At 73.8% G+C, this 26595-nt stretch carries 24 protein-coding genes; 14 read left to right on the top strand and 10 right to left on the bottom strand.

Going from position 1 to position 26595, the window contains the following annotated elements:
• Positions 1–11: 11 nt before the first annotated feature.
• The 6 genes from GA0070562_RS12605 to GA0070562_RS12580 all read right to left on the bottom strand — a co-directional run bounded on the left by GA0070562_RS12605 (position 12) and on the right by GA0070562_RS12580 (position 6727).
• A complete protein-coding gene (locus GA0070562_RS12605; RefSeq protein WP_091420098.1) occupies positions 12–1058 on the bottom strand; it encodes a LacI family DNA-binding transcriptional regulator in 1047 nt (348 codons plus the stop codon).
• Positions 1059–1142: 84 nt separating this feature from the next.
• Positions 1143–2576 (bottom strand): GH1 family beta-glucosidase, encoded by a 1434-nt coding sequence (locus GA0070562_RS12600; protein ID WP_091420095.1) that lies wholly within the window; start codon positions 2574–2576, stop codon positions 1143–1145.
• Positions 2573–3373 (bottom strand): carbohydrate ABC transporter permease, encoded by an 801-nt coding sequence (locus GA0070562_RS12595; protein WP_217493425.1) that lies wholly within the window; start codon positions 3371–3373, stop codon positions 2573–2575. Before GA0070562_RS12595 ends, GA0070562_RS12600 begins: the two co-directional genes overlap by 4 nt.
• Positions 3374–3478: 105 nt before the next feature.
• On the bottom strand, positions 3479–4459 hold the full coding sequence (locus GA0070562_RS12590) for a carbohydrate ABC transporter permease (protein ID WP_091420091.1): 981 nt from the start codon (positions 4457–4459) through the stop codon (positions 3479–3481).
• A gap of 119 nt (positions 4460–4578) precedes the next feature.
• On the bottom strand, positions 4579–5898 hold the full coding sequence (locus tag GA0070562_RS12585) for an ABC transporter substrate-binding protein (protein ID WP_091420088.1): 1320 nt from the start codon (positions 5896–5898) through the stop codon (positions 4579–4581).
• A gap of 283 nt (positions 5899–6181) precedes the next feature.
• Positions 6182–6727 (bottom strand): plasmid pRiA4b ORF-3 family protein, encoded by a 546-nt coding sequence (locus tag GA0070562_RS12580; protein ID WP_175438710.1) that lies wholly within the window; start codon positions 6725–6727, stop codon positions 6182–6184.
• 150 nt (positions 6728–6877) lie between these two features.
• Here GA0070562_RS12580 and GA0070562_RS12575 point away from each other — a divergent pair, with 150 nt between their 5' ends.
• The 10 genes from GA0070562_RS12575 to GA0070562_RS12530 all read left to right on the top strand — a co-directional run bounded on the left by GA0070562_RS12575 (position 6878) and on the right by GA0070562_RS12530 (position 19089).
• Positions 6878–7753 carry a pyrimidine reductase family protein gene (locus GA0070562_RS12575; protein ID WP_091420084.1) on the top strand — a complete coding sequence of 292 codons (876 nt, stop codon included), beginning with the start codon at positions 6878–6880 and terminating at the stop codon, positions 7751–7753.
• 618 nt (positions 7754–8371) lie between these two features.
• Positions 8372–10120 (top strand): ATP-binding protein, encoded by a 1749-nt coding sequence (locus GA0070562_RS12570; protein WP_043325613.1) that lies wholly within the window; start codon positions 8372–8374, stop codon positions 10118–10120.
• Between the two features lie 11 nt (positions 10121–10131).
• The gene (locus tag GA0070562_RS12565; RefSeq protein WP_091420081.1) at positions 10132–11280 is read left to right on the top strand and encodes an exonuclease SbcCD subunit D; all 1149 of its coding nucleotides are present in this window, start codon (positions 10132–10134) and stop codon (positions 11278–11280) included.
• Positions 11280–13754, top strand: a complete 2475-nt coding sequence (locus GA0070562_RS12560) for an AAA family ATPase (RefSeq protein WP_091420079.1) — start codon at positions 11280–11282, stop codon at positions 13752–13754. The genes GA0070562_RS12565 and GA0070562_RS12560 overlap by 1 nt, the downstream gene beginning before the upstream one ends.
• A 25-nt stretch (positions 13755–13779) precedes the next feature.
• Positions 13780–14751 (top strand): hypothetical protein, encoded by a 972-nt coding sequence (locus GA0070562_RS12555; RefSeq protein WP_091420076.1) that lies wholly within the window; start codon positions 13780–13782, stop codon positions 14749–14751.
• Positions 14751–15608 (top strand): spermidine synthase, encoded by an 858-nt coding sequence (locus GA0070562_RS12550; RefSeq protein ID WP_091420074.1) that lies wholly within the window; start codon positions 14751–14753, stop codon positions 15606–15608. The genes GA0070562_RS12555 and GA0070562_RS12550 overlap by 1 nt, the downstream gene beginning before the upstream one ends.
• Before the next feature lie 82 nt (positions 15609–15690).
• Complete coding sequence (locus GA0070562_RS12545) at positions 15691–16389, top strand: sigma-70 family RNA polymerase sigma factor (RefSeq protein WP_091420072.1); 699 nt, start codon at positions 15691–15693, stop codon at positions 16387–16389.
• Entirely contained in the window at positions 16386–17165 is a 780-nt protein-coding gene (locus tag GA0070562_RS12540; protein ID WP_091420070.1) for an anti-sigma factor family protein, read from the top strand. Before GA0070562_RS12545 ends, GA0070562_RS12540 begins: the two co-directional genes overlap by 4 nt.
• Before the next feature lie 204 nt (positions 17166–17369).
• Positions 17370–18023: a COG4315 family predicted lipoprotein gene (locus GA0070562_RS12535; RefSeq protein WP_091420068.1), complete on the top strand. Its 654-nt coding sequence runs from the start codon at positions 17370–17372 to the stop codon at positions 18021–18023.
• A gap of 151 nt (positions 18024–18174) precedes the next feature.
• A complete protein-coding gene (locus GA0070562_RS12530) occupies positions 18175–19089 on the top strand; it encodes a DNA-3-methyladenine glycosylase family protein (protein WP_091420065.1) in 915 nt (304 codons plus the stop codon).
• Between the two features lie 4 nt (positions 19090–19093).
• Here GA0070562_RS12530 and GA0070562_RS12525 read toward each other — a convergent pair whose 3' ends face one another.
• Positions 19094–19615 (bottom strand): DUF1990 family protein, encoded by a 522-nt coding sequence (locus GA0070562_RS12525; protein WP_091420062.1) that lies wholly within the window; start codon positions 19613–19615, stop codon positions 19094–19096.
• Between the two features lie 55 nt (positions 19616–19670).
• Between GA0070562_RS12525 and GA0070562_RS12520 the strand changes: the two genes are divergently transcribed.
• A complete protein-coding gene (locus GA0070562_RS12520; protein WP_091420060.1) occupies positions 19671–20159 on the top strand; it encodes a GNAT family N-acetyltransferase in 489 nt (162 codons plus the stop codon).
• Positions 20160–20178: 19 nt separating this feature from the next.
• Here the strand turns inward: GA0070562_RS12520 and GA0070562_RS12515 are convergent, their stop codons facing one another.
• Together GA0070562_RS12515 and GA0070562_RS12510 are read right to left on the bottom strand one after the other, a co-directional pair.
• Entirely contained in the window at positions 20179–20601 is a 423-nt protein-coding gene (locus tag GA0070562_RS12515) for an SRPBCC family protein (protein ID WP_091420057.1), read from the bottom strand.
• A gap of 295 nt (positions 20602–20896) precedes the next feature.
• Positions 20897–21109 carry a hypothetical protein gene (locus GA0070562_RS12510; RefSeq protein ID WP_091420054.1) on the bottom strand — a complete coding sequence of 71 codons (213 nt, stop codon included), beginning with the start codon at positions 21107–21109 and terminating at the stop codon, positions 20897–20899.
• A gap of 136 nt (positions 21110–21245) precedes the next feature.
• Here GA0070562_RS12510 and GA0070562_RS12505 point away from each other — a divergent pair, with 136 nt between their 5' ends.
• Together GA0070562_RS12505 and GA0070562_RS12500 are read left to right on the top strand one after the other, a co-directional pair.
• On the top strand, positions 21246–22358 hold the full coding sequence (locus tag GA0070562_RS12505) for an ATP-dependent DNA ligase (RefSeq protein WP_091420051.1): 1113 nt from the start codon (positions 21246–21248) through the stop codon (positions 22356–22358).
• 34 nt (positions 22359–22392) lie between these two features.
• Positions 22393–23982, top strand: a complete 1590-nt coding sequence (locus GA0070562_RS12500) for an alpha/beta hydrolase (protein ID WP_091420280.1) — start codon at positions 22393–22395, stop codon at positions 23980–23982.
• 15 nt (positions 23983–23997) lie between these two features.
• Here the strand turns inward: GA0070562_RS12500 and GA0070562_RS12495 are convergent, their stop codons facing one another.
• A complete protein-coding gene (locus GA0070562_RS12495; RefSeq protein WP_091420049.1) occupies positions 23998–25272 on the bottom strand; it encodes a YncE family protein in 1275 nt (424 codons plus the stop codon).
• Positions 25273–25444: 172 nt separating this feature from the next.
• Here GA0070562_RS12495 and GA0070562_RS12490 point away from each other — a divergent pair, with 172 nt between their 5' ends.
• On the top strand, positions 25445–26593 hold the full coding sequence (locus tag GA0070562_RS12490) for an RsbRD N-terminal domain-containing protein (RefSeq protein ID WP_091420046.1): 1149 nt from the start codon (positions 25445–25447) through the stop codon (positions 26591–26593).
• Positions 26594–26595: the final 2 nt, after the last annotated feature.

Genomic DNA, 26595 nt, shown 5'->3' with positions numbered 1-26595 from the left:
CGCCGGACGGATCAGGCGGAGGCCCGGTGGACGAGTTCGGTGTCCAGCAGCACGTGCGGCGAGGGGACCTCCTCGCCGCGGATGCGGGAGACCAGCAGCCGGGCCATCTGCCGGCCCATCTCCTCCACCGGCTGGAACACGGTGGTCAGCGGCGGCTCGGCCTGGCGCGCGATCGGGGCGTCGTCGAAGCCGATCACCGCCACGTCCTCGGGCACCCGGCGGCCGGCCTCGCGCAACGCGCGCAGCGCGCCGAAGGCCATCAGGTCGGAGGCGACGAACACCGCGTCCAGTTCCGGGCAGATGTCGAGCAGCCGGCGCATGGCGGCGGTGCCGCTGCCCTCGCTGAAGTCCCCGTACGCGATCAGGCCCGGGTCGACCCGGCCGCCCGACGCGCGCACGGCCTCCTGGTAGCCGGAGAGCCGGGCCAGGCCGGCGCCCATGTCCTGCGGGCCGGCGATGGTCGCCACCCGCCGGCGCCCCTGACGGAACAGGTGCTCCACCGCCTGGCGCGCGCCGCCGACGTTGTCCATGTCGACGAACCAGGCCGGCTGCGCGTTCGGGTGCAGCATCCGAGCCGGCCGGCCGCCGAGCACGGTCGGCAGGCCGCGCTCCTCCAGCAGCGTGGGCAGCGGGTCGGCGTCGTGCAGGGAGAGCAGGAGTACGCCGTCCACGTGCTGGTTGGTCAGGTGGTGCTCGACCCGTTCCCGCTCGATCGGCGACTGCACCATGGCCAGCCAGAGCTGCATGGGCGTCTCCACCAGCCCGGAGCTGACGCCCCGGACGATGGCCGCGAAGAACGGCTCGGTGAAGACCCGCTCCCCCGACTCGGAGACGACCAGGGCCACCGAGTCGGTCCGCTGGGTGACCAGCGCACGGGCGGCGCGGTTCGGCACGTACCCCAGTTCGGCGATGGCCTGCTGGACGGCGGCCCGGGCCTCCGGGCTGACCTGCGGCGAGCCGTTGACCACGCGGGAGACCGTGCCACGCCCGACGCCGGCGCGGGCCGCGACCGCGTCGAGGGTCGGACGCCCGAGCGAGCGGGTGCGCTGCGTTGTCATCGTCTGTTGCTCCTCCGACGGTCGGGCGGACCCGGCACCGATTGAGGCGTCGGCGCCGGGCCGCCCGTTACTGGCTGGCCCAGCTTATTGTGCGGGCAGGCCGTTGCGTCGGATCACGTCGGCGTACCACCTGGCGCTGGACTTCGCGATCCGGGCCTGGCTGTCGTAGTCGACATAGACCATGCCGAACCGCTTCGTGTAGCCCCAGGCCCACTCGAAGTTGTCCAACAGCGACCAGGCGAAGTAGCCCTTCAGCGGCACTCCGGCCTCGATCGCGGCGTGCGCCGCGCGCAGGTGCGCGGCGAAGTAGGCCAGCCGGTCCGGGTCGTCCACCCGGCCGTCGACGAGTTCGTCGACGAACGCCGAGCCGTTCTCGGTGACGTAGAGCGGCAGGTCGGTGTACTCCCGGTGGACCCGCTCCAGCGTCTCCACCAGGCCCGGAGCGTCGATCTCCCAGTCCATGTCCGTCACCGGGACACCCCGGGTGACGAACCGGACGTCCTCGCTGCCCGGCCAGCAGGACGGCGCCCGCCAGTAGGGCTCCGGCTCCGCGCCCTCGACCGGCGCGGCCACCACGTGCCGGCTGTAGTAGTTGACCCCGACCATGTCCAGCGGCGTCGAGATGGTCGCCAGGTCACCGTCGCGCACGTGCCCCATGTCGGTGACCTGACGCAGGTCCGCGACGAGATCCGCCGGGTACGCGCCGCGCAGCACCGGGTCCAGGAAGAACCGGTTCGCCAGCGCGTCGATCCGGCGGGCGGCGTCGGCGTCCGCCGCCGACCCGCTCGCCGGGGTCACCGGGTACAGGTTGACGGTGATGCCGAGCTGCGCCTCCGGGCGGGCCGCCCGTACCGCCTGCACGGCCAGGCCGTGACCGAGCATCAGGTGGTGCCCGGCCCGGACCGCGTCCGCGCCGTCCCTGCGGCCCGGCGCGTGCACGCCGGAGCCGTAACCGAGGAACGCCGAGCACCACGGCTCGTTCAGCGTGGTGAAGTACTTCACCCGGTCACCGAGCGCCTCGGCGACCAGGTGCGAGTACTCGGCGAAGCGGGCGGCGGTGTCCCGGGCCGGCCAGCCGCCCGCGTCCTCCAGCGGCTGCGGCAGGTCCCAGTGGTAGAGCGTCAGCCAGGGCTCGATGCCGTGGCCGAGCAGCTCGTCGATCAGCCGGCGGTAGAAGTCCATGCCCTCCTGGTTGACCCCGCCGGTGCCGCCCGGCTGCACCCGCGGCCAGCTCACCGAGAAGCGGTACGACCGCAGGCCCAGGTCGGCCATCAGCCGCACGTCGTCCGGCATCCGGTGGTAGTGGTCGCACGCCACGTCGCCGGTGTGCCCGGCCACCGTCCGGCCCTCGGTGTGGCTGAAGATGTCCCAGATCGACGGGGCACGGCCGCCCTCCGTCGCCGCACCTTCGATCTGGTACGCGGCCGTGGCCGCGCCCCAGAGGAAGTCGGGCGGGAAGGTGAGGGCCGGACCGGCGTCGAGGACGCCGACGGCGGGCGGGCTTGCTGGGTTGCTCACGACTTGACGGCGCCTTCCATGATGCCGCCGATGATCTGGCGGCCGAACAGAACGAACACGATGAACAGGGGCAGGGTCGCGATCAACGTACCGGCGAAGATCTGCGAGTTGTCGGCGAAGTAGGCGGTGTTGAGGCTGCGCAGCGAGATCTGGACGGTCGGGTTGGACGGGTCCGCCAGCACCACGAACGGCCAGAAGAACTGGTTCCACTGCTCCATGAAGGTCAGCAGCCCCAGCACGGCGGCGGCCGGACGCAGCGCGGGTGCCACCACGTGCCAGTACACCCGCCAGGTGGAGCAGCCGTCCACCCGGGCGGCCTCGATCAACTCGTTCGGTACCGCCTGTTCTGCGTACTGGCGCATCATGAAGATGCCGAAGCCGCCGATCAGGAACGGAACCGTCACCGACGGCATGGTGTTCAGCCAGTCGAGCTTGGCCATCAGGATGTACAGCGGCAGCACGCCGAGCTGGATCGGCACCATCATCGAGGCGAGGATGATCAGCAGCAGCGCGTTCTTGCCCCGGAAGCGGAGCTTGGCGAACGCGAAGCCGGCGAGCGAGCCGAAGAACACCGTCGCGATGGTGATCGTCCCGGAGACCAGGAACGAGTTCATCAGACCCTTGACGATGTTGGCGTCGCTGTTGGCGAGCACCCGCTCGATGTTCTCGCCGAGCTTGCCGCCGGGCAGGAACGGCGGCGGCCAGGAGTTGGCCGCGTCGTTCGTCCGGCTGGCGATCACGATCATCCAGTAGAACGGGAACAGGGACAGGAGCACGCCGAAGATCAGGCCGATCATGGTGAGCGGGCTGGCCTTCCAGAGCCGCTCGGCCCGGTGGGTGGTCTTCACCGGCGTGCTGTGCCGGGTGGGCGGGCGAACCGCGGTGGTCGTCATCTCGTCACCTCACTTGTCGGAGCTGATGCGGCGGGCGAGCAGATAGTTGATCACCGACATCAGCGCGATGAGCACGAAGAGCACGAGCGCGACCGCTCCGGCGTACCCCCACCGGAAACGCTGGTTCATCACGTCGAGCAGGTACATCGTGATGGTCTGGAACTGGCCCTCCGAACCGCCGGAGAGGCCACCCGAGCCGCTGGTGAACAGCAGGGGCTCGGTGAACAGCTGGAGGCCGCCGATGGTGGAGATGATCAGCGTGAAGATGATCGTGGGACGCAGCTGCGGGACCGTGATGGACCAGAACTGACGCCGCCGGGAGGCGCCGTCCAGCGCCGCGGCCTCGTACATGTCCTTGCTGATCGACTGCATGGCGGCCAGGTAGATCAACGCGTTGTAGCCGACCCAGCGCCAGTCGACCATGGTGGAGATGGCGAACCAGGAGGCGAAACGATTCGCCCGCCAGTCGATCGGGTCCAGGCCGACGCTGTCGAGCAGCCAGTTGACCAGGCCGAAGTCCTTGGCGTAGATCATCGAGAAGATCAGCGCGACCACGGCGGTCGAGGTGATGATCGGCATCGCGATGGCCATCCGGAAGAACGTCTGCGCGCGCAGCTTCCGGTTGAGCGCGTTGGCGAGCATCAGCGCCAGCAGCAACTGGGGCACTGTGGAGAGCAGGAACATGCCGAACGTGTTGACCACCGCGTTCCAGAACTGCGGATCCTCGGTGATCAGTTCGACGAAGTTGTCCATCCCGACGAAGGAGATCGTCGGGTTCAGCGGCGACCGGTCGGTCAGCGCGATCCAGACCGTGTACGCGATCGGGTACACGCCGAACACGGCGAAGATCGCGAAGAACGGCAGGACGTACAGATACGGCGAGTACTTCAGGTCCAGGCGCGTCAGTGAGGCGGCACGGCGGCGCGTGTGACGGGCGGCGCGCGGCGGGCCGGGTTCGGGCGGCGCCGCGGCGTGCAGGTCGAGGCTCATGGGGAGTCCTTCTCCTCGGCCAGCGTCACCCGCCACACGGGCGACGCCGGACTCTGCGGGCACCGCGGGTGGCGCCGGCAGCCGGGGCTGCCGACGCCACCCGCGGGCGGCTCAACCGGTCACTTACCGGCGGCCGCACCGTTCTTCAGGGCCGCCTGCCACTGCTCGTCGGCCGACTTGCCCTGCTCCACGGCGCGCAGCGTGTTCTCCACGGCGGTGCGGACCGCGTTGTTCTTCGGGCCGAGGTAGACCGGCTTCAGGTCGGTGGCGCCGGCGGCGAAGATCTTGCCGACCGGGGCCTTGCTGAAGTAGTCGTTGGTCGAGTCGGCCACGGCCGGGTCGGTGAGCGCCTGCGGGTTCGAGGGCAGGTTGCCGACCGCCTTGTACGCGCCGATCTGACCCTTGGCGCTGGTCAGGAACTTGGCCAGCTCCGCGGCCTCCTTCTGGTGCTTGCTCGACTTCGGCACGCCGAGGAAGGAGCCGCCCCAGTTGCCACCGGCGCCCGGCGCCTTGGCGATGTCCCACTTGCCGGTCGCCGCGTCACCGGCCTGGCCCTTGATGACACCGGTCATCCAGGCGGGGCAGGCGATGGTGGCGAAGGTGCCGTTCTTGAAGCCGGCGTTCCACTCGTTGGAGAACGACTGGAGGTTGTTCGACAGCCCGGCCGAGATCATCTTGGTGGTGAGCTGGTACGCGGCCTGCACGTCCGGGTTCTGGTCGATGACCAGCTTGTTGCTCTTGTCGTAGTAGGTGTAGCCGGTGCCCTGGCCCGCGATCTGCATCAGCACGACGTTGTAGAAGTTGGTCGCCGAGTCGACGAACTTGTGCTTCTTGTCGGCGGCGGCGAACTTCTGGCCGGTGGCGATGAACTCGTCCCAGGTCGGCCAGAGCGCGCCGACCTGCTCGCGGTCGGTGGGCAGCCCGGCGGCCTTGAACAGGTCGCTGCGGTAGCACAGCGCCATCGAGCCGACGTCGGTGCCGAGGCCCAGCACCTTGCCGTCGGGGGTGGTGCCCTGCTCCCACTTCCACGGCAGGAAGTTGCCCTTGAGGTCGTTCGCGCCGTGGTCGGCGAGGTTCACGAACTTGTCGGCCTGGGCGTAGAACTGGACGATGGTGCCCTCTTCCAGGGCCACCACGTCGCCGGCGCCCGAGCCGGCGGTGATCTGCTGGGTCAGGCGGGTGTTGTAGTCACCGAGGCCGAGGCCCTTGCCCCGCTCCTGGATCTTGACGTTCGTGTGCTCCGCTTCGTACTGCTTGTACAGCTCTTCGTAGCCGAAGCCCTGGTCGCCGAAGACGTCGACGACCAGGGTGATCGGGCCGCCGCCGCTGCCGCTGTCGCCGCTGTCCGAGTCGTCGCCGCAGGCGGCGGTGGTGCCGAGCACGACGACGGACGCGAGCGCGATGGCCGCGAAGCGCCGACGACGGATTGGGACGCTCATCCGAGACCCCTCTTTCGGTGGTGAGGCGATATCTGCTGTGTGGTGGGGGGTGCGTGTCGCGCGGGCCGGAGCGGGCAGGAACGAGATCCGCGCCACTCCCGGGAGCGCTCCCATGAGGTTGCCGGGAGGTGACAGGGGTGTCAATAGACCGTTGGGAGCGTTCCCATTTCGTTACCGCGCGGGCGCGCGACCCCTCCCCCGGGCCGCGCGATCAGCAGTGCGGCGTCGCTCCCGTCAGCAGCGCAGCGGTCGCTCGATCAGCAGCAGCGCGGCGGTCGCCCGGTCAGCAGCAGCGGCGCAGCAGGACGGTGGCGCGGTCGCTGTCGAACACGGCCGGATCGAACGCCGGGCCGGCCCACTCCCGCATGGTCGGATGCTCCGGATGCTCGGGGTCGGCGAGCGCGGCCAGCAGGACCGCGTACCCGGCCGGACCGCCCACGTCCTCCGGCGGGCAGGCCCGCTCCCCGTCCAGGCACAGCGGGTAGCGCTCGTCCGGGTCGGCGGCGCAGCAGTCCTCCACCACCAGGTCGTGCTCCCACCAGTCGCCGAAGTCGTAGGTGTAGCGGAAGCGGTCGCCCTTGCCGACGAGCGCGTCCAGCCGGACGTCCAGCTCGTCGCGCAACGCCAGTTCGCCGCCCGGGTCGGGCTCGCCGTACTGCCGGCCGTCGACGTCGAACGAGTGCAGGTGGCAGTCGCGCCAGCCCATCGCGTGCTGAATCACCCGGTGCAGCCGGTCCAGCGTGTAGCCGCCGGGCACCAGCACCCGCCGCCACACCGTCGGCCGGACGCCGGCCAGCGACACCATGAGCTGGAAGATCTGACGCGACACGACGTCCCATCCTTCCTGGGCATAGGCTGCCTGCATGATCTGCCGAGCCTGCCGGGAACGGCGGCACGACGACTGTCCTGGCCGGAAGTGGTGCGACTGCCAGCACCGTACCCCCGAACCCACCCCTCCGGTCACCGGTCCGGCCGGCGAATGACCGTCGGAACCCCGATCGAACGGATCTGGCCCGCACCCGTCACCGGTGCGCTCACCGATCCGCAGCTCACCGCGCTCTACGGCCGGGCGGCCCGCCCTCACCTGCGGGTCAACTTCGTCGCCAGCGCCGACGGCGCGGTCACTCTGGACGGCTACTCCGCCGGGCTCTCCGGCGAGCCGGACAAGCGGGTCTTCGGGCTGCTGCGGATGCTCTGCGACGGTCTCGTGGTGGCCGCCGGCACGCTGCGGCACGAGGGCTACCGGGCGGTGCGGCTGAGCCCGGAGCGCCGGGCCTGGCGGCGCGAGCAGGGGCTGGCCGAGTTCCCGACGCTGGTGGTCGTCTCCGGTTCGCTCGACCTCGACCCGGCGCAGGCCGCGTTCGCCGACGCCCCGGTCCGGCCGATCGTGCTCACCCACGCCGACGCCGTACCGCCGCCCGGGCTGACCGACGTCGCCGACGTGGTCCGCTGCGGCACCGCGTCGCCCGACGGCAGCGAGCAGGCCGACGCCACCGGGCCGGTCGACGGCAGCGGACGGGCCGACGGGACCGGCCGCGTCGACCGCAGCGGACGGGTCGATCTCGTCGCCGGCTTGGCCGAGTTGCGTCGGCGCGGACTCGACCAACTGCTCTGCGAGGGCGGTCCGCACCTGTTCGGCGCGCTCACCGCAGCCGACCTGGTCGACGAGCTGTGCCTGACCGTGGCGCCGCTGCTCGCCGGCGCCGGTCCGGGCCGGATCACCGCCGGGGACACCAGCGTCCCGCGTCACCTGCCGCTGCGGCACGTGCTGGCCGCCGACGACGGCGTGCTGATGCTGCGCTACGCCCGCGAGCCCGCCGAGACCCCGCCCGCCGGTTCCGCCCCCGCCGCCTGACCCACTCTCGCTCCCGCCCCTCGGGCCCCCGACCCCAGGCACGCGAGATCTTGGTAGCAGACGGCCCCCATAGGGGCCCTTTCGTACCAAGATCTCCGCATCGTCCTGACACGCGGGACACGACTCCTGCTGCTCGGGACGGTACGTATCGGAAGCGGCGAATCCCGGGTGGGCAGGCGACGGGTGGAACTCCATGGGTGTCATAGGCCCGCCGAGACACCCGTGGTGTTCCACCGAGCGACCGGGCCGGGCCGGACAGCACCGCGCCTCGCCTCGCCGCGCCTCGCCGCGCCGCGCCGCGCCGGACAGCATCTCGGACCGCCCGACGGCACCGCTGGCGGCCATCGGGCGGGGCCGCCCGGGAGCCGGCGGTGCCGGCGCTGCGGGCGGGCGGCGGGCGGCGGAGGGCGGCGCACGGCGGAGGGCGGAGGGCGGAGGGCGGCGGGCGGGCGAACGTGGAGGAAACGCACGCATCGTGATCGGGCGGATCCGGGTGGCTACCGTTCGGCGCACCGGTGACGTGGCGTCCGCCGCGTCGCGTGGCAACCTGTCGCATCCCTCGGGCAGGATGCACGACGTGCACCGCCAACGGTACGACCAGCCGACCGGAGACCGCCGATGACCGACGACCAGCTCGACGGGCCCGGCGAGGGTGTCGGCCGGGTGCTCGGCACCGCCGACGCCACCCCGCTCACCTTCTGGACCGCGGTCGCCCCGGGCAGCTACCTGCAACTCGACGACGTGGTGGTGACCCGCCGCGACCTGCCCGACCGTGAGCCGGTGACGATCGCCGGGGTGGTGACCCAGGTGCGCGCCCGGCACGAGGGGGCGCAGTTCGACTCCGACGTCTTCGCCATCGCCGACGGCACGCTGCCGGCGCAGGTGCAGGAGGCCGCCGAGGTGACCACCACGCGGGTCGACCCGGAGTTCTACGTGCCGCCCACCCCGGGCGCCGTGGTGCACCGGGCCGAGGGCGACGCGCGGGCACGGGCCCTGCACTTCGACCGGATGGAGCGGCGGATCCCGATGGGGATGGGCCGCGACGGCGTGCCGGTCTACCTCAACGCCGACTTCCTCGACGGCACCCGGGGCGCGCACGTGTCGATCTCCGGCATCTCCGGTGTCGCCACCAAGACGAGCTTCGCCACGTTCCTGCTCTACTCGGTGTTCCGCTCCGGCGTGCTGGGCGGCGACGCGGTCAACGCCAAGGCGCTGATCTTCAACGTCAAGGGCGAGGACCTGCTCTTCCTCGACCACCCGAACAGCCGGCTCGACGACCCGACCCGGGCGGCGTATGCGAAGCTGGGCCTGGACGCGGGCGCGTTCCCGGACGTGCGGGTGTACGCCCCGCCACGGGTCGGCGACTCCTCCGGCACGCCCGATGTGAGCAGCCGGCTCACCGGTGTCGACAGCTTCTACTGGACGCTGTCCGAGTTCTGCGCCGACCGGCTCCTGCCGTACGTGTTCGCCGACGCCGACGACGAGCGCCAGCAGTACACGATGGTGGTCCACTCGGTCGCCGCCCACCTGGCCCGCTACGCCCAGCCCGCCGACGGCGGGGTGAGCATCGACGGGGTGCGGCTCGGCTCGTACGCCGACCTGGTCGACCACGTGGTCGAGCAGCTGAACGACGACGAGACGCGCGGCGAGTGGGCCGGCAGCGCGGTCGGGCTGGGCACCGTGAACGCGTTCGCCCGCCGGCTCATCGGCAGCAAGAAGGACCTGGGCCGGCTGATCCGGGGCGATCTGGCGACCCGCCGCCCGCACTCGATCAACACGGCGGAGAGCGCCCAGGTCACGGTGGTCGACCTGCACAACCTGCCGGATCGCGCGCAGCGGTTCGTGGTCGGCGTGACGCTCAAGAGCGAGTTCGAGCGCAAGGAGAAGGCCGGCACCGCCAAGCCGCTGCTGTTCGTCGTGCTGGACGAGCTGAACAAGTACGCGCCGCGGGAGGGCTCGTCGCCGATCAAGGAGGTGCTGCTCGACATCGCCGAGCGGGGCCGCTCGCTGGGCGTGATCCTGGTCGGCGCGCAGCAGACCGCCAGCGAGGTGGAACGGCGGATCGTCACCAACTCGGCGATCCGGGTGGTGGGCCGGCTCGATCCGGCCGAGGCGTCCCGCCCGGAGTACGGCTTCCTGCCGCCCGCCCAGCGGCAGCGGGCGCTGCTGGCCAAGCCGGGCACGATGTTCGTCAACCAGCCGGACATCCCGGTGCCGCTCTGCCTGGAGTTCCCGTTCCCGGCGTGGGCCACCCGGGTCTCGGAGGCGGGCCGCGCGCCCTCGGAGACGCTACGGTCGATCACCCAGGCCGCCGATCCGTTCGCGGTGGTCGGCTCCGGCTCCTCCGACGACGACATCCCGTTCTAGGCGGCACCCACATGAAGATCCTGCACACCTCCGACTGGCACGTCGGCAAGGTCCTCAAGGGGCAGTCCCGGGCCGAGGAGCACAAGCAGGTCCTCGCCCAGGTGATCGAGATCGCCCAGCGCGAACGGCCCGACCTGGTGATCGTCGCCGGTGACCTGTACGACACCGCCGCGCCCACACCGGAGGCGACCCGGCTGGTCACCCGGGCGCTCACCGCGCTGCGGCGTACCGGGGCCGACGTGGTGGCCATCGGCGGCAACCACGACAACGGCGCGGCGCTGGACGCGCTGCGCCCGTGGGCCGAGGCCGCCGGGATCACGCTGCGCGGCAGCGTCCGGGAGAACCCGGACGAACACGTCGTCGACGGGGTCACCGCCGGCGGGGAGCGCTGGCGGGTCGCCGCGCTGCCGTTCCTGTCCCAGCGGTACGCGGTGCGCGCGGTGGAGATGTACACGCTCACCCCGGCCGAGGCCAACCAGACGTACGCCGACCACCTGGGCCGGGTGCTGGAGCGGCTCGCCGAGGGGTTCACCGAGCCGGATCGTGTGCACCTGGTGACCGCGCACCTCACAGTGGTCGGGGCGAGCACCGGCGGCGGCGAGCGGGACGCGCACACGGTGCTCGGATACGCCGTGCCGGCCACCGTCTTCCCCGGCAACGCGCACTACGTGGCGCTGGGTCACCTGCACCGCTCGCAGCGGGTCATCGGCCCGTGCCCGATCCGCTACAGCGGCAGCCCGCTCGCCGTGGACTTCGGCGAGCAGGAGAACGTCAGCTCGGTGACGGTCGTGGAGGTGACCGCCACCACGGCCGCCCGCATCCGCGAGGTGCCGGTGCCGGGCGCGGTGCCGCTGCGCACGGTACGCGGCACGCTCGCGCAGCTCGCCGAGATCGAGCCGCCGGAGGGCTGGCTGCGCGTCTACGTCCGGGAGCAGCCCCGGGCCGGGTTGCGCGAGGAGGTGCAGGAGCTGCTGCCCCGGGCGCTGGAGATCCGGATCGACCCGGAGATGGTGCCCGCGCCGGGCAGCGGGACCCGGACGGCCCAGCGGGCCGGCCGGTCGCCGGGCGAGTTGTTCGGCGACTACCTGGACAGCCGCGGGCACGCCGACGAGGGTGTCCGGGAACTCTTCGACGAGCTGCTCGAGGAGGTGGAGCACTGATGCGGCCGATGCGACTGGACATGGCCGGGTTCACGGTGTTCCGCGACGAGACCACTGTCGACTTCACCGACGCCGACTTCTTCGCGCTGGTCGGGCCGACCGGTTCGGGCAAGTCGACGGTGCTCGACGCGATCTGCTTCGCGCTCTACGGCACGGTGCCGCGCTGGGGCGGCACGCGAGGGCTGGCGAACGCGCTGGCGCCGTCGGCCACCGAGGCGCGGGTCCGGCTGGTCTTCGAGTCCGCCGGGGACCGCTACGTGGCGACCCGGGTGGTGCGCCGCGACGGCCGGGGCACTGTGAAGACCGCGAACGCCGGTCTCCAGCTCATGCCGCCGGGGTTCGACGTCACCAAGCTCGACACCGGGCTCAGCCCGGAGGATCTGGGCGAGGTGGTGGCGGGCACCCCGGCCGAGATGGAACAGGCGGTGCTCGACGCGGTGGGGCTGCCGTACGAGCAGTTCACCTCCTGCGTGGTGCTGCCGCAGGGGCAGTTCGCCGACTTCCTGCACGCCAAGCCGGCCACCCGCCAGCAGATCCTGGTGAACCTGCTCGGGCTGGGCGTCTACGAGGACGTGCAGAAGAAGGCGGTCGAGCGGGCCGCGCAGGCCGAGGCGAAGCTGGAGACGGTCGACAAGATGCTCGGCGGGCTCGCCGACGTCGACGACGAGAGCCTGGCCGCCGCCCGGGAGCGCGTGGACGAGATGCGGGAGCTGGCCGCCGCGGTCGCTGCCGCCGTACCCGAATGGGAGCGGGCCCGGGCCACTGCGGGTGAGCGGGCCGCGGCGCTGGCCGCCCTCGACGCCGAGCTGGGTGTGCTGGCCGGGGTCCGGCCGCCGGACGGCACCGCCGAGCTGGCGCGGGCGGTGGCTCAGGCCCGGGTCGCCGCCGACGAGGCGGCGGCCGCTGTCGGGCTGGCCGAGGAGCGCGAGGAGAAGCTGCGCGGGGAGCTGGCCGCCGCCGGTGACGAGAGCGCGCTCCGGCTGCACCTGAAGGCGTACGCGGACCGGGACCGGCTGACCGCGGAGGCGGCGACGGTCCGCGCCGCGGTGGACGCGGCGCGCACCGAGCACGACGCGGCGGTGGCGGCGCTGGCGTCGGCGCGGGCGGACGCGCAGCGGGCCGAGGTGGAGCTGGAGTCGGCGTTCCGCGCGCACGAGGAGGCGAAGGCCGCCGACCAGGCGGTGGCGCTGCGGGCGCACCTGGTCGACGGCGCGCCGTGCCCGGTGTGCGAGCAGACTGTCACCTCCGTGCCGGCGGTACCGAAGGGTTCGGCGGTGAGCCGGGCGATCGAGGCGGGCAAGGCGGCGCGGGCGGCGAGCGAGACGGCCAAGCGGGTGGTGCAGGAACGCGACGTTGCGGCGCGTGACCTGGACCGGGTGCTGCTGCGCGCCCGGACCCAGCACGACCAGCTCGGCGCGCGCCTGGCCGAGCTGGACGAGCAGCTCGCGGACGCGCCCGCGCCGGAGCGGCTGCGCGAGTCGCTGGCCGAGCACGCGCGGCTGCGCACCGCGCTGGAGGAGGCGGCCGGCGCGGTGCGGGCCGGCCGGGAGGCGGCCCGGCGGGCGCGGGGCACGCTGGATGCCGCGCAGGAGCGGCTGCGCCGGGCCTGGCGTGACTTCGACGCGGTACGCGACGGGCTGGCCCGGTTCGGCCCACCGGCCGCCGACCGGGACGACGTCGCGGCCGCGTGGGCGGCGCTGGCCGGCTGGGCGGGCGAGCAGGCGCAGGCGCGACGTGCGGAGCGGGACGGCCTGGCCGCCTCGGTGGAGGCGGCGCAGCGGGCCGCGGCCGAGGTCGCCGACGGGATCGCCGCGTTGTTCACCGCCGCCGGGCTGGACGCGCCGCAGGACGCGCCGCGCGACGTGGCAGTGGCGGTGGAGCGGGCCGAGGCGGAGTTGCGCCGCCTCGACGAGCGCCGCGAGCAGGCCGCGGGGCTGCGGGAGCAGCGGGCCGGGCACGAGCACGAGGCGCGGGTGGCGCGGGCGCTCGCCTCGCACCTGCGGGCCAACAACTTCGAGCGCTGGCTGCTCACCGAGGCGCTGGACCTGCTGGTCGACGGCGCGTCGCGGATCCTGCGGGAGCTGTCCGGCGGGCAGTACGACCTGGTGCACGACAAGGGTGAGTTCTTCGTGGTCGACCACCACGACGCGGGGCTGCGGCGCGGGGTGCGCACGTTGTCCGGCGGGGAGACGTTCCAGGCGTCGCTGGCGCTCGCGCTGGCGCTGTCCGAGCAGCTCGCCGGCATGTCCACCACCGCCGCGAGCCTGGAGTCGATCGTGCTGGACGAGGGCTTCGGCACGCTCGACGCGGCGACGCTGGACACGGTTGCGGCGACGCTGGAGAACCTGGCCGCCCGGGGCGACCGGATGGTCGGCGTGGTCACCCACGTGCCGGCGCTGGCCGAGCGCATCCCGGTCCGGTTCGAGGTCCGCAAGGACGCGCGGACGGCCCGCGTGGAACGGACCGGCCTGTGACCGGCGCTTCCCGGCGGAGCGCCGCGTGACCGGGCCGTCGCCGGCGTTCTTCGTCGACGCCTGGGATCCGGCGTACGGCGCGTCGTTCGAGGCGGCGGGCGGGTCCGGGCCGGCCGCGCCGAGCAGCGCCCAGGTCGACGCCGACGTCGAGCTGCCGGCCACCGACTGGCGGGCGATCGGCCCCCGCGCGGGCGTGCGGGCGCCGGACGTGGTGCTGCTCGTCGACGGGGTACGCCGGATCGACGCCAGCGTCTGGACGGCCGAGGAGGACGGCGGCTCGTTCCCCGGCATCGCCGCCTCGTACGCGGCCGGTGTGGTGCGCTGCGACCTCGACCGGGGCGCCGCCGAGATGGCCGGCGCCCGGGTGGGCCGGGGCCTGTTCACGGCGAGCCCGTCGGCGCAGGACGTGGTGGCCGGTACGGTCCGCTATCCGGTGCACCGGGTGAGCGGCACCGGTGAGCTGAGCAAGCTGCCGGCCGCGGTGCAGGCCCCGCTGACCGCGCTGGAGGTGGCCGTCTCCGACGCGGTACGCACCGACGGCGACCTGCTGGTGGTGGACGGCCCGCTGCGCAGCCGGCGGAACCTGCCGCGCACGCTCGGGTACATCAAGACGCAGCACAGCCAATACCTGGACGCCCGGCTGACCGCCGTGGTGACCGGGCTGGCGCCGGGTGAGCGGTGCCCGGTGTTCCGGCTGGGCACGGCCTGGGGCGGCTGGTCGTGGTATCTGCGGCTCCCGGTGCGCGCCGGCGCGCCGTGGGCGGGCATCGTACGTGTGGAGTGCTCGGCCGACCTGACCGTGCCGGAGGCGATCGCGCTGGCCGACCTGTCGCTGGTGACGCTGCCCCGGTTCGCCTCCACCCCGTACAAGGATCCGCGCGCCCCGCAGAACCTGGTGCCGATCGCCGGGCTGGAACGGCGGCTGCGCGGGATGCTCGGCGACGCGCGGCTGCTGCACCGGAGGCTCACCGCCGCGGCGCGCGGGATGCGGCACTGATGGGCCGGCGACGCGACTCCGACCGGGTGGTGGCCGACGTCGACACCGGCCGGGCCGAGCTGGTGCCGGACGTCGACCGTCCGGGCTCGTGGACGCTGCTGCTGGACGGCGCGCCGCAGTCGCACGTGGACCTGACCGACCCGTCGCACCTGGAGTTCGAGTACGTCCGGCGGCTGGCCGCCGCGCTGGACCTGGTGGCGCCGGCCGGGACGCCGCTGCGGGTGCTGCACCTGGGCGGCGGCGCGCTGACCCTGCCCCGCTACGTGCAGGCCACCCGGCCCGGTTCGACGCAGCGGGTGTCCGAGGTGGACGGCGCACTCGTCGAGCTGGTCCGCCGGGAGCTGCCCTGGCCGTCGGATCCGCGGCTGAGGGTACGGGTGGCCGACGCGCGGGCGACGCTGACGTCGAGCCGGGACGGCGCGTACGACGTGATCGTGGCCGACGTGTTCGCCGGCGCCCGTACCCCCGCGCATCTGACCTCGGTGGAGTACGCCGCCGAGGTGGCCCGCGTGCTCGCGCCCGGCGGCAGCTACCTGGCGAACGTGGCCGACGGCCCGCCGCTGCGGCACGCCCGCGCGCAGGTCGCGACCGTGCGGACCGTGCTGCCCCGGGCCTGCCTGGTCGGCGACGCGGCGGTGCTGCGCGGCCGGCGCTACGGCAACCTGGTGCTGGTGGCGTCCCGGGTGGAGCCGCCGGTGCCGGAGCTGACCCGGCGGGCGGCGGGCGACTGGTTCCCCGGCCGGGTGCTGGCCGGCGCCGAGCTGGACCGGTTCACCGGCGGCGCGGCGGTGGTCCACGACGCGGACGCCGTCGACTCCACTCCCCCACCGCCGGGAATTTTTTCGGTCAAACGTTGATCCGATCGGCTGGTCGCTGCGTATCACCGGGCGGCCATGCCCGTGGGGGGCCGGCTGATGTCATTGGACAGCGGAGGTCTGCATGCATGCGGTGGCGGCCGGCTGGCACGGCGAGGTGGCGCGGCCCGAGTGGATGTTCGCCCGGGCACAACCACACTCGCGCGCCTCGCGTTCGGGCCGGGGGGTCGACGCCCGGTCCACGGATCGCCAGAATGACCCGGTGCCGCCGCGACCCGCTCCCGGACGCCACCAGGCGACCTCCGCCGAGACCAGCCACTCCGACCAGCTGATCCGCCTGTTGTACGCCGAGCACGCCGGCCCGCTGCTGATGTTCGTGATGCGGCTGACCGGCGGGGACCGGCAGCGCGCCGAGGACATCGTGCAGGAGACGCTGCTGCGGGCCTGGCGCAACGCGCACCGCCTCGGCGTGCAGGGCCAGGGCTCGCTGCGCCCCTGGCTGGTCACGGTGGCCCGGCGGATCGCCATCGACGAGCACCGCAGCGAGCAGGCCCGCCCGCCCGAGACGTACGACCGGGATCTGACCATGTTCGCCGAGTCGGACAGCACCGACCGTGTGCTGCGCACGATGACCGTCGCGGACGCGCTGCGTACGCTGAGCCAGTCGCACCGGGAGATCCTGGTGGCGACGTACTTCCGGGGGCGCACCGTGCCGGAGGCGGCCGAGGAGCTGGGGCTCCCGCTCGGTACCGCCAAGTCGCGGGTCTACTACGCGCTGCGCGCGCTGCGCACGGCTCTGCAGGAGAGGGGGGTGACCGAATGAGCCGGGCCGATCACATGGACGTCGCCGCGTACGCGCTCGGCGTGCTGGATGCGCAGGACGCGGAGCGGTTCGAGGAGCATCTGGCCACCTGCTGGGCCTGCGCTGCGGAACTGGAGACGATGGTCCCGGTGGTGGGGCTGCTCTCCGGCATCGACGGCGAGGCGATGGCCGCTCTGGAGCAGACGCACACCGATCCGGCGCTGCTGGACCGGACGCTGATGGCGGTGCGGCGGGACCGCCGTCGTACCCGGGTGCGGCAGTTGCTGGCGACGGCGGCGGCCGTGGTGGTGTTCGGCGGCGCGAGCGCGGCGGCGGCCGGGATGCTCGGCGACGACCCGGCGCCGCCGCAGGCGGTGCCGACGCAGGGCGCGCCGTCCGTGGCACCCAGCGGCGAGCCGGGCGATCCGAACGACCCGGCCGTCGGCGGGCCACAGGACATCGAGGGCGAGAAGCACAACGCGACCGACCCGGCGACCGGGGTGCAGACCACGATGTGGCTGGCCCGTAAGGAGTACGGCACGCAGATCGCGGTGCAGCTCAGCCGCTTGCCGGGGCCGCGCACGTGCCGGCTGGTGGTGGTCCGCAAGAACGCCACGAGCGAGGTGATCTCCACCTGGTCGGTGCCGGTCGGCGGCTACGGGACGAACCAGAACCAGCTTCCGCTGGAGCTGAGCGCGTCCACCTCGGCGCCGGTCCGCGACATCGACAAGCTCCAGGTGCAGTCGGTCGACGCGAACGGCGTGGCGAGTCCGCTGGTGACGGTGGACGACATCTGACCGGGTGTGCCGACGGCGCCGGGTGGCTGGGCCACCCGGCGCCGTCGTGTCGTGCCCGGCCGGCGGACCCCCTCGTGCTGACGCACGCACGCCGGCGCCCAACGGTTCAATCGGTCCACTGTGAAATGTGCCACCGTTTCGGGTTCAACCTTGACAGTGCCGCGCCCGTACTACTCGGCGAACTGCCAAGAACGAGGAGGGCACGTGGCACACCACAAGCGGACGACCGTCATCGTCGCGAGCGCGATGGTCGCACTTACGGCCTGCGCCCCAGCAGGCTACAACGGGGCGAACTCGGGCGCGGCCGAGCCGGTCGCCGTCGCCGCGGCCGAACCCACCGCGGCGGCCGAACCGGAGGCGTCGGCGGCTCCCGAGGAGAAGCCGGTCGCGGACAAGGCGCCCCCGGCCAACGTGAAGATCACCGACGAGCTGGTCGGCAAGAAGCTGCCCCGGATGGGCCGCGTCGTCACCGACCAGGACGGCTGGGTGCTGTACCGGTTCGACAAGGACTCCGCCGACCCGCCGCAGTCCAACTGCGTGGACAAGTGCGCCGAGGTGTGGCCGCCGTCGCTCACCGACGGCAACCCGCAGCTGCGTGGCGTCTCCGACGACAAGGTCGGCACCATCACCCGCCAGGACGGCACCCGGCAGCTCACCATCGGCGGCTGGCCGGTCTACCGCTACATCGGCGACAAGAAGCCGGGCCAGTGGAAGGGCCAGGGCGTCGGCGGCACCTGGTTCGTGGTCGACCCGAACGGCAAGAAGAACCTGACCTGCCTGCCGACCGGCACGCCCAAGGCGGTCGCGCCGCCCGCGGCGAACAGCTCCTCCGGCGGCGGGTCGGACTACTCGTACTGACGCACCAGAACACGGTGACCGGTCGCCGCCGGGGAGGGCGCGGCCGGTCATCGTCGCGGACCCGGGAGGCGGGGCGTACCGGCATCGGCCCGCCTCCCGGCACGCGGGGCGTGCCCGGCGTCACGGCCGGGCCGCGTGGCAGAGTGGCCGGGTGACCTCGCCCGACGCCCGCCGTACGCTGCGCCCGCCGGCCGGCTACCGGCTGGCCGCCTCGGTGCGGGCGCTCACGTTCAGCCCGTACGACCCGTGCGCGCGGATCGCCGCCGGCACGTTCTGGTGGGCCACCCGCACCCCGGACGGCCCGGCCACGCTGGCGCTGCGCCCGGAAGCCGGCGAGCTGCTGGCCGAGGGGTACGGCCCGGGTGCGGCCTGGGTGGTCGACCGGGCCGACCGGATCGCCGGGCTGTGCGACGACCTGACCGGGTTCGCCGCCCTCGCCGCCGCGCACCCGCTGGTGGCCCGGCTCGCCCACACGCACCACGGGCTGCGGATGCCCGCGACCGGGCAGGTCTTCCCCCGGCTGCTGCGGGCCGTCTTCGAGCAGAAGGTCACCGGCAAGGAGGCGTACCGGGCGTACGCCGCCACCGTGCGGCACTTCCGCGAGCCCGCGCCCGGCCCGCTGCAACCGCTGCTGCTGCCGCCGGAGCCCGCCGCGGTGGCGGCCACGCCGTACTGGGTGTTCCACCCGTTCGGGGTCGAGCAGCGGCGCGCCGACACGCTGCGCCGCGCGGCGGCCGTCGCGGACCGGCTGGAACGCTGCGCCGACTCGGCGGAGGCCACCCGGCGGCTCACCGCGATCCCCGGGATCGGCCCGTGGACCGCCGCCGAGGTGGTGCGCATCGCGTACGGGGATCCGGACGCGGTCAGCGTCGGCGACTACCACGTGCCGAACACCGTGGCCTGGGCGCTCGCCGGGGAGCCGCGCGGCGACGACGCCCGGATGCTGGCGCTGCTGGAGCCGTTCCGGGGGCACCGCGGCCGGGTGTGCGTGCTGCTGGAGGCGGCCGGCGTCCAGGCGCCGAAGTACGGCCCTCGCGCCCCGATCCGCTCCTTCGCCCGCTACTGACCGCTCAGCGCCGCCGGCACAGCCGCCGCAGCGTCCTCCCCAGCCACCAGGCGTACGCCCGCTGGAAGCCCAGCACGACCGGCCCGCCGGCCCGCACGTACCAGTGGGCCGGGCGGCTGAACGCGGTCACCTCGAACCAGACGCCGTCGGCGCCCCGGGTCACCAGGAACGCCTCCTCACCGACCTCCGGGTGCCCGGGCAGCGTGCCGTAGCCGAACCCGGCCCGGTCCGGCTCGTCGACCGTCCAGACCACCTCGGTCGGGCCCCACAGCCGCACCGGGCCGACACCGACCCCCGGCGTGACCCGCACCCCGGGGGCGGCGCGCGGCGCGTCCGCGCGCATCACCACGCCCGCGGCGCGGTGCAGCCGCCAGCCCAGCACCGCGTCCGCCGCCACCGGGAAACCGCCGTCCGGCAGCCGGACCCGGTGGCGCAGGTGGTGGTAACCCGCCGGCAGGCCGCCGTCGCGGGTCGCGCCCACCTCCGGGTACGTCAGCTCGGGCACGGCGGCCACCTCCACGCTCATGGGAACATCCCCGCCAGCGTACGGCCGCCCGGGAGCGCTGTGGTGAGCTGAGCCGGTGACCGACGTGACCATCGCCCCCGCAGACGTCGCCGACGCCGGTGAGATCCTCACCGTGCAGCGTGCCGCGTACCTGGTGGAGGCGCAGCGCTACCGGGACGTGTTCCTGCCCCCGCTGACCGAGACGCTGGACGAGGTACGGGCGGCGCTGGCCGGCCCGGACGTGGTGCTCGCCGCCCGGCGCGGCACCCGCCTGGTCGGCTCGGTACGCGCCCGCCTCGACGGCGACACCGCCCACGTCGGCCGCCTCTCGGTCGCGCCCGACCAGCAGGGCCGGGGCGTCGGCGGGCGGCTGCTGGACGCCGTCGAGCACGCCTGCGCCGGCCGGGTGGCCCGGTTCGCGCTGTTCACCGGCGCGGACAGCGCGGCGAACCTGTCCCTGTACGCGGGCCGCGGCTACCGGGTGGTGTCGCACCGGCCGGACGAGAACGGCAACCGCCTCGCCGTGCTGGAGAAGACGGCCCCCGGGTCTCCCGGCGGAGCCTGAGCGTCCGCTCCGGCTCCGGTCAGCGGGCCTCGCAGCGACGCCTGAGCCCGTCCGCCTCCTGCCGCAGGTAGCGGCGCATCATCGAGCCGGCCAGCAACCCGATCAACCCGGCCAGCGGACCGGTCTGCACCAGGACCAGCTCGGCCCGGGTGCGCCCGTCCTCCAGCGGCACCAGCCGGTGCTCGCCCCGGCTGCGCACACCGGGGCCCGCCGACTCCCAGACGAACGAGTACGGCGGCTCGATCTCGGTGACCCGCCACACCGACGGGCGCAGCCGTGGCTGCTCCAGCCGGGCGGTCGAACCGAGCGCCAGCGGACCGGGCTCCAGCCGGCGGGCGGCGGTGACCGAGGGCGTCCACTCCGGCCAGCGCTCCACGTCGGTCTGCACCTCCCAGACCCGGTCGACGTCGGCGGCGATCTCGACGGACTCGGCGAACCGCATGGGCTTTTCCCTCCCCCGTGGACGGTCCACTCAGCCTATGCCCGAGCTTCACCTCGCCGCCGCCCCGAGCGCCCGCCCGTCGTCCCTCGCCCGCCGCCCGCCCGCCGTCGCCCGTCGCCCGCTCGCCCGCGTTCGTCGATCTTGGAGTTGTGGTGCCCAGGATGTCCCGCTCGCCACCTTTGCGAGGTGCCACAACTCCAAGATCGGCGGCTCGCGGGGCCGCGGAGATGCAGGGCCGGGTGTTCCGCCGTCCGGCCGCAACCGACCCGCGGGGGGCCCGGAGGCGGCGCGTGGGTCAGGCGGCTTCGTGGAGGTCGGCCAGGGTGACCGGGGCGTACCGCTTCAGCAGGCGTTCCAGCTCGGCTACCGAGCCGACCTCGCCGAGGACGTTCGCGCCGCCGCCGTGCTCGGGCGGGTAGCGGTGCGCCAGCCGGTAGCGGTAGCGGCCGTGAATCAACTCGACGCTGACCCGCCAGCGCCCGCAGCATCCGCAACTCCACTCCGGCACGCCGCGACGGTAGCTCTGACCTGCGGTTTCACCATTCGGGCGGCGGTGACGAACGCGGCCGTGGCAGGACACGCCGCCCGGCCACCGGCGGTGATCTGCCTCACCACTGTCGGTGGGGTCTGGTTGACTGGTCGCCGTGGACCTGCCGATCAACCCTCCGGTCGAGCCGATGCTGGCCAAGAGCGTGGCCGAGCTGCCCACCGACGACGGCCTGACCTACGAGCCGAAGTGGGACGGCTTCCGCTGCATCGTGTTCCGCGACGGCGACGAGGTCGAGCTGGCCAGCCGGGGCGGCAAGTCGATGACGCGCTACTTCCCCGAGGTGGTCGAGCAGGCCCGGCGGCAGCTCCCGCCCCGGTGCGCGGTCGACGGCGAGCTGATCGTGATCCGCCGGGACGGCCCGGGCGGGCAGCCGCGGCTCGACTTCGAGCTGCTGGCCCAGCGGATCCATCCGGCCGCCTCCCGGGTGAAGCTGCTGGCCGAGACCACCCCGGCCGACTTCGTCGCGTTCGACCTGCTGGCGATCGACGACGAGCTGCTCACCGGTCAGCCCTATCCCCGGCGCCGCGAGCGGCTGGAGCAGGCGCTGTCGGGGGTGCGCCCGCCGGTGCACGTGACGCAGGTGACCACCGACCCGGAGACGGCCCGCCGCTGGTTCGACGTGTTCGAGGGCGCCGGGCTGGACGGGCTCATCGTCAAGCCGGCCGACCTGCCGTACGAGCCGGGCAAGCGGCTCATGTTCAAGGTCAAGCACGCGCGCACGATGGACGCGGTGGTGGCCGGTTTCCGCTGGCACAAGTCCGGTCCGGTGGTCGGCTCGCTGCTGCTCGGCCTCTACGACGACGACGGCGTGCTGCACCACATCGGCGTCAGCTCCTCGTTCACCATGGCCCGCCGCAAGGAGCTGCTCGACGAGCTGGAGCCCTACCGCGACGTCGGCGGCGAGCACCCGTGGGTGCACGGCGACCACGAGCGGGGTCAGCGCATCCCGGGCGGGGTGAGCCGGTGGACCGGCGGCAAGAACCTGGAGTGGGAGCCGCTGCGCCCGGCGCTGGTGGTCGAGGTGGCGTACGACGCGATGGAGGGCGACCGGCTGCGGCACACCGCCCGGTTCCTGCGCTGGCGTCCCGACCGTGATCCCCGCTCCTGCGACTACGGCCAGCTCGACCGCCCGATCCGCTACGACGTCGACGAGGTGCTGCGCGGCGATCCGGCGGCGACGGTCGGTGACACCCGCGGCCGGGCGTAGCCTGACGGTCGACACGATCATGGAGGGCGCCCACGTGACCCGCTTCCCCGACCGGACCCGCCGGTTCCGGCCCGTCCTGGCCGCGTTCGTCGCGGCGGTGGTGCTCACCGCCGGCTGCACGCTGCCGGCGTTCGCCCCGCGCGCCGAGAGCGAGGGCGAGGCTGCCCCGCCGGGCACCGCGCCGCAGTGGCGGGCCTGCCCGGAGGTGCCCGACGAGCTGGTCGGGCGGGGAGCGGCGGACATGCGCTACGACTGCGCCCGGATCGCCGTGCCGCGTAACTGGGGCAGCGGGGCCACCACCGGCGCGACCGCCGGGCCGGGCGCCGGCGAGACGTTCGAGATCGCGTTGATCCGGGCCCGCTCGACCAAGCAGCGCGACCGGATCGGCTCGCTGGTGATCAACCCGGGTGGTCCCGGTGCGTCCGGCGTCGACACCGCCGTCTACCTGTCCTTCGGACCGGCGTTCGGCGGCCTGCCGACGGCGATCACGGACCGGTTCGACATCGTCGGCTTCGACCCGCGCGGGGTGGCCCGGTCCAGCCCGGTCAAGTGCATCTCCGACGCCGACCTGGACGCCAGCTTCGGCTACGACCCCGACCCGGAGAGCCAGTCGTCGTTCGACGGCTTCGTCGGCCTCAACCGGCGCATCGGCGAGCGGTGCGGCGCGAAGTACGGCGACCAGCTCCCGCTCTACGGCACCGAGCAGGCCGCGCGGGACATGGACGCGGTCCGCGCGGCGGTCGGCGACGACAAACTGACGTACCTCGGCTACTCCTACGGCACGCTGCTCGGCGCCACCTACGCGCAGCTCTACCCGCAGCGCGTGCGCGCCCTGGTGCTCGACGGCGCGGTCGACCCGCAACAGAAGCTGATCGCCGGGTCGGAGAGCCAGGCGAAGGGCTTCGAGCGGGCGTTCGACAACTTCACCAGGTGGTGCGCGGCGAACGCCGGCCGCTGCCCGATCGCCCCGGACGCGCGGGGTGCGGTCACGGACGCGATCGCCAAGGCGAAGGCCTCCCCGGTACGCGCGCAGGACGGCCGCAAGGCCACCGCCGGGTGGGTCTTCTACGCGGTGATCTCGTCGCTCTACACCGAACAGGGCTGGCAGGAGCTGGCCCGGGCGATCGACGACCTGCAGGGCGGCGACCCGGACGGCGTGTTCAAGCTGGCCGACGCGTACGCGGGCCGCGAGCCCGGCGGGCACTACTCCAACCTGTTCGACGCCAATCTGGCGGTCAACTGTGCCGACGAGACCGAGAAGCCGACCCGCGAGCAGGTCCGCTCGTTGCAGTCGCAGTGGCGGCAGAAGTATCCGCTGTTCGGTCCCGCCCTGGCGGTGGGCATGCTGGGCTGCGTGGAGTGGCCGGGCGAGCGGGATCCGTACCCGACCGGCCGGGCGAACGGCGCGCCGCCGATCCTGGTGGTCGGCACCACCGGTGACCCGGCCACGCCGTACGAGCAGACGCCCGCGCTCGCGTCCATGCTCGGTGTGGGGCGGGTGCTGACCTGGGAGGGCGAGGGGCACACCGCCTACCCGCAGACGTCGTGCGTGACGTCGGCCGTCGACGCGTACCTGATCTCGCTCACCGTCCCCCGGGAGGGGCTGCGCTGCCCCGCCCGGTGACGGTCCGGCCGCCGGTCAGCCGGCGGCCGGGGGCGTCCAGCCCTCCGGGATGTGCCCGATGCGGACGCGCTGGGGGTGGTCGCCGACCGGGACGCTCGCGACCTTCTGCCCGGTGGCGAAGTTGATCGCGGTGACCTGGTCGGCGCCGGATTCGGAGATCACGCAGTCCCGGCCGTCCCCGCTGACGGTGGCCCAGTACGGCTTGCTCGCGGACACCAGCGGGCCCTCGCGCAACGTGGCCCGGTCCAGCACGGTGGCGTAGTCGTCCATGGTGCCGGCGACGCAGATCCGGGTGCCGTCGGGGCTCATCGACAGGCCGTGGTGCCGGGAGTCGTTGACCCAGGTGGTGCGGTCCTCGCTGGTGGCCGGGTTCTTCGGCAGCGTGGCGACGCGGGTGACGCGGTCGGTGGCCACGTCGTACTCGACCACGCCGTTGAAGAAGGACACCTGGAAGTAGAGCCGGCTGCCGTCGGGGGTGAACACGGCCGGGCGGACCGCGTCGGAGAGGTCCCGGCGGCCGGCGGCGTCCAGCCGGTCCCGCATGTCGATCACCTTGACCACCTGGTACGTGCTGGTGTCGGCGACGGTGATCCGGCGGTCGCCCTTGGTCCAGTCGAGCCACGGCGCGTCCAGGTCGGTGTTGACCTCGCCGATGGACATGTTCCACAGCCGGGTGCCGCCGTCGGTGTAGACGTTCTCGTGCGGCTTGTCGCCGGCGCCGAACGAGCCGAGCTGTGCGCCGGTGCGGATGTCCAGCACGTGCACCGTGTTGGAGGTGGAGGCGGAGACCGCGACGCGGGTGCCGTCGGGCGAGACGGCCATGTGGTCGGCGCGGTAGCCGGAGACCGGGAACCGCCAGCGCAGCGCGCCGGTGGCCAGGTCGATCGAGACGACGTCGGCGAAGCTGGGCCGGGACACCACGAGCGCGGTGCCGTCCGGCGTGGTGTACATGTCGTCGATGAGCTGGTCGTGGCCCTCTCCCGGGCCCTGCCGGATGCCGAGGAAGAACGCCAGCTTGATCGGGTTGAGGTAGATCTCCCGCAGCCGCGCGGCGCGGTCCGGGATCACGTTGATCCGGCCGATCCTGGCGTAGTCGCCACGGGACCGGATGACGTCGGCGGTGCCGTCCCAGTTGTTGCCGACGAACATCACCTCCTGGAGCGCGGCCGCGGCGGCGGCCGGCGCGGGGGCCGTCACCAGCGGCGCCGGCGCGACCAGGGCGAGTGCGGCCAGCACGGCCGGGCCGGCGCGGCGGCGGGAGCGGGACGGGCGCTGTGGCACGGGTGTCATGGACGCCTCCTGGCAGCCGGTGGAACATCGACGTTTCTCAGTGGCGCGAGCGGTGTTACCTTGCGGTAACAACCAGGAGAGCAACCGGCCGGCCGCCGGGGCTAGGGAGCTGACGCCAACGCCCGCGCGGCCCGGTTGTGCCGCGTCGACAACGGGAGGGCGGCGGACGCCGATGACCCGGACCGGACAGGCCCCGACGTTCGGCGCGTTGCTGCGCGACCTGTCCGCCGATCCGGCCGCGGTCGACGAAGTGGCGCGGGCGGCCCGCGCGGACTCCCCCGAGGTGGCCCGGCTGCCCGCCGACGAGGTACGCCGCCAGGTCGTCCTGCTGCTGACCAGCGGTCTCGGCGCGCTGGAACGCCGCGAGGATCCGGCCGGGCGGGACTTCGCCGAGGCCCGCCGGCTGGGCGCGGACCGGGCAGCGCAGGGCGTCTCCGTCGCCGGGTTGCTGCGCGGGGTGCAGGCGGGGCGGGACCGTGCGGTGGAGCTGGTTGTCCGGCACGGCCGGGCCGCCGGCATCCCCGACGAGGTGCTGCTGGAAGGACTGCTCACCATCGGCCGGTACGCCGCGGCGGTGGAGCGGGCGGTGGTCGACGGGCACCGCAGCGCCGAGCGGGATCTGGTACGCACCGGTGCGGCAGCCCGGGCGCACCTGCTGCGGCGGCTGCTGCGTGACGGCCCCGCGGGCCTGCCCCCGACCGAGCTGATCCGGTTCGGGCTGCGGCCGGACGGGCGCTACCACTGCCTGGTCGCCGCGCCGCCGGACCCGGTCCGGGCGTACGCGCTGCGCAGGCAGCTCACCGCGCGGGGCGGCCTGCTCGGCACGGTCGGGGACCGGTTGGCCGGGCTGCTCCCGCGACCGCCCGACGCCGCGCCGGCCGACCTGCTGACGCTCGTGTCCCCCGCCCAGCCGCTGGAGCGGGCCCCGGCCATGTACGCGCTCTGCCTGGCGGCGCTGGCCACGGCGGCCAACCGGCGGCTGCGCGGGCTGCGTCAGGTCACCGACCTGGCCGGGGAGACCGCGCTGGCCGCCCACCCGCTGCTGGCCGAGCTGCTGCGCGGCGCGCTGCTCGGCGCGCTCGACCCGGCCGACGGCTTCCACCGGGAGCTGGCCGGCACCGCGCTCGCCTGGCTGCACCACGGGCAGCGGCTGGACCAGACCGCCGCCGCGCTGCACGTCCATCCGAACACGGTGCGGTACCGGCTGCGGCGGCTGCGGGAGCTGACCGGCGGGCCACCGGTCGAGGAGGGGGCGCGGTGCACGGTGCCGGAGACCGTGCACTGGTGGTGGGCGCTGCGGAGCTGGCTGGACGGCGACTGACC

It is taken from the genome of Micromonospora tulbaghiae, from assembly GCF_900091605.1.
Taxonomy (GTDB): domain Bacteria; phylum Actinomycetota; class Actinomycetes; order Mycobacteriales; family Micromonosporaceae; genus Micromonospora; species Micromonospora tulbaghiae.
Note: the sequence above shows the minus strand (reverse complement) of the source record. Positions and strands in the feature narration are given on the sequence as shown.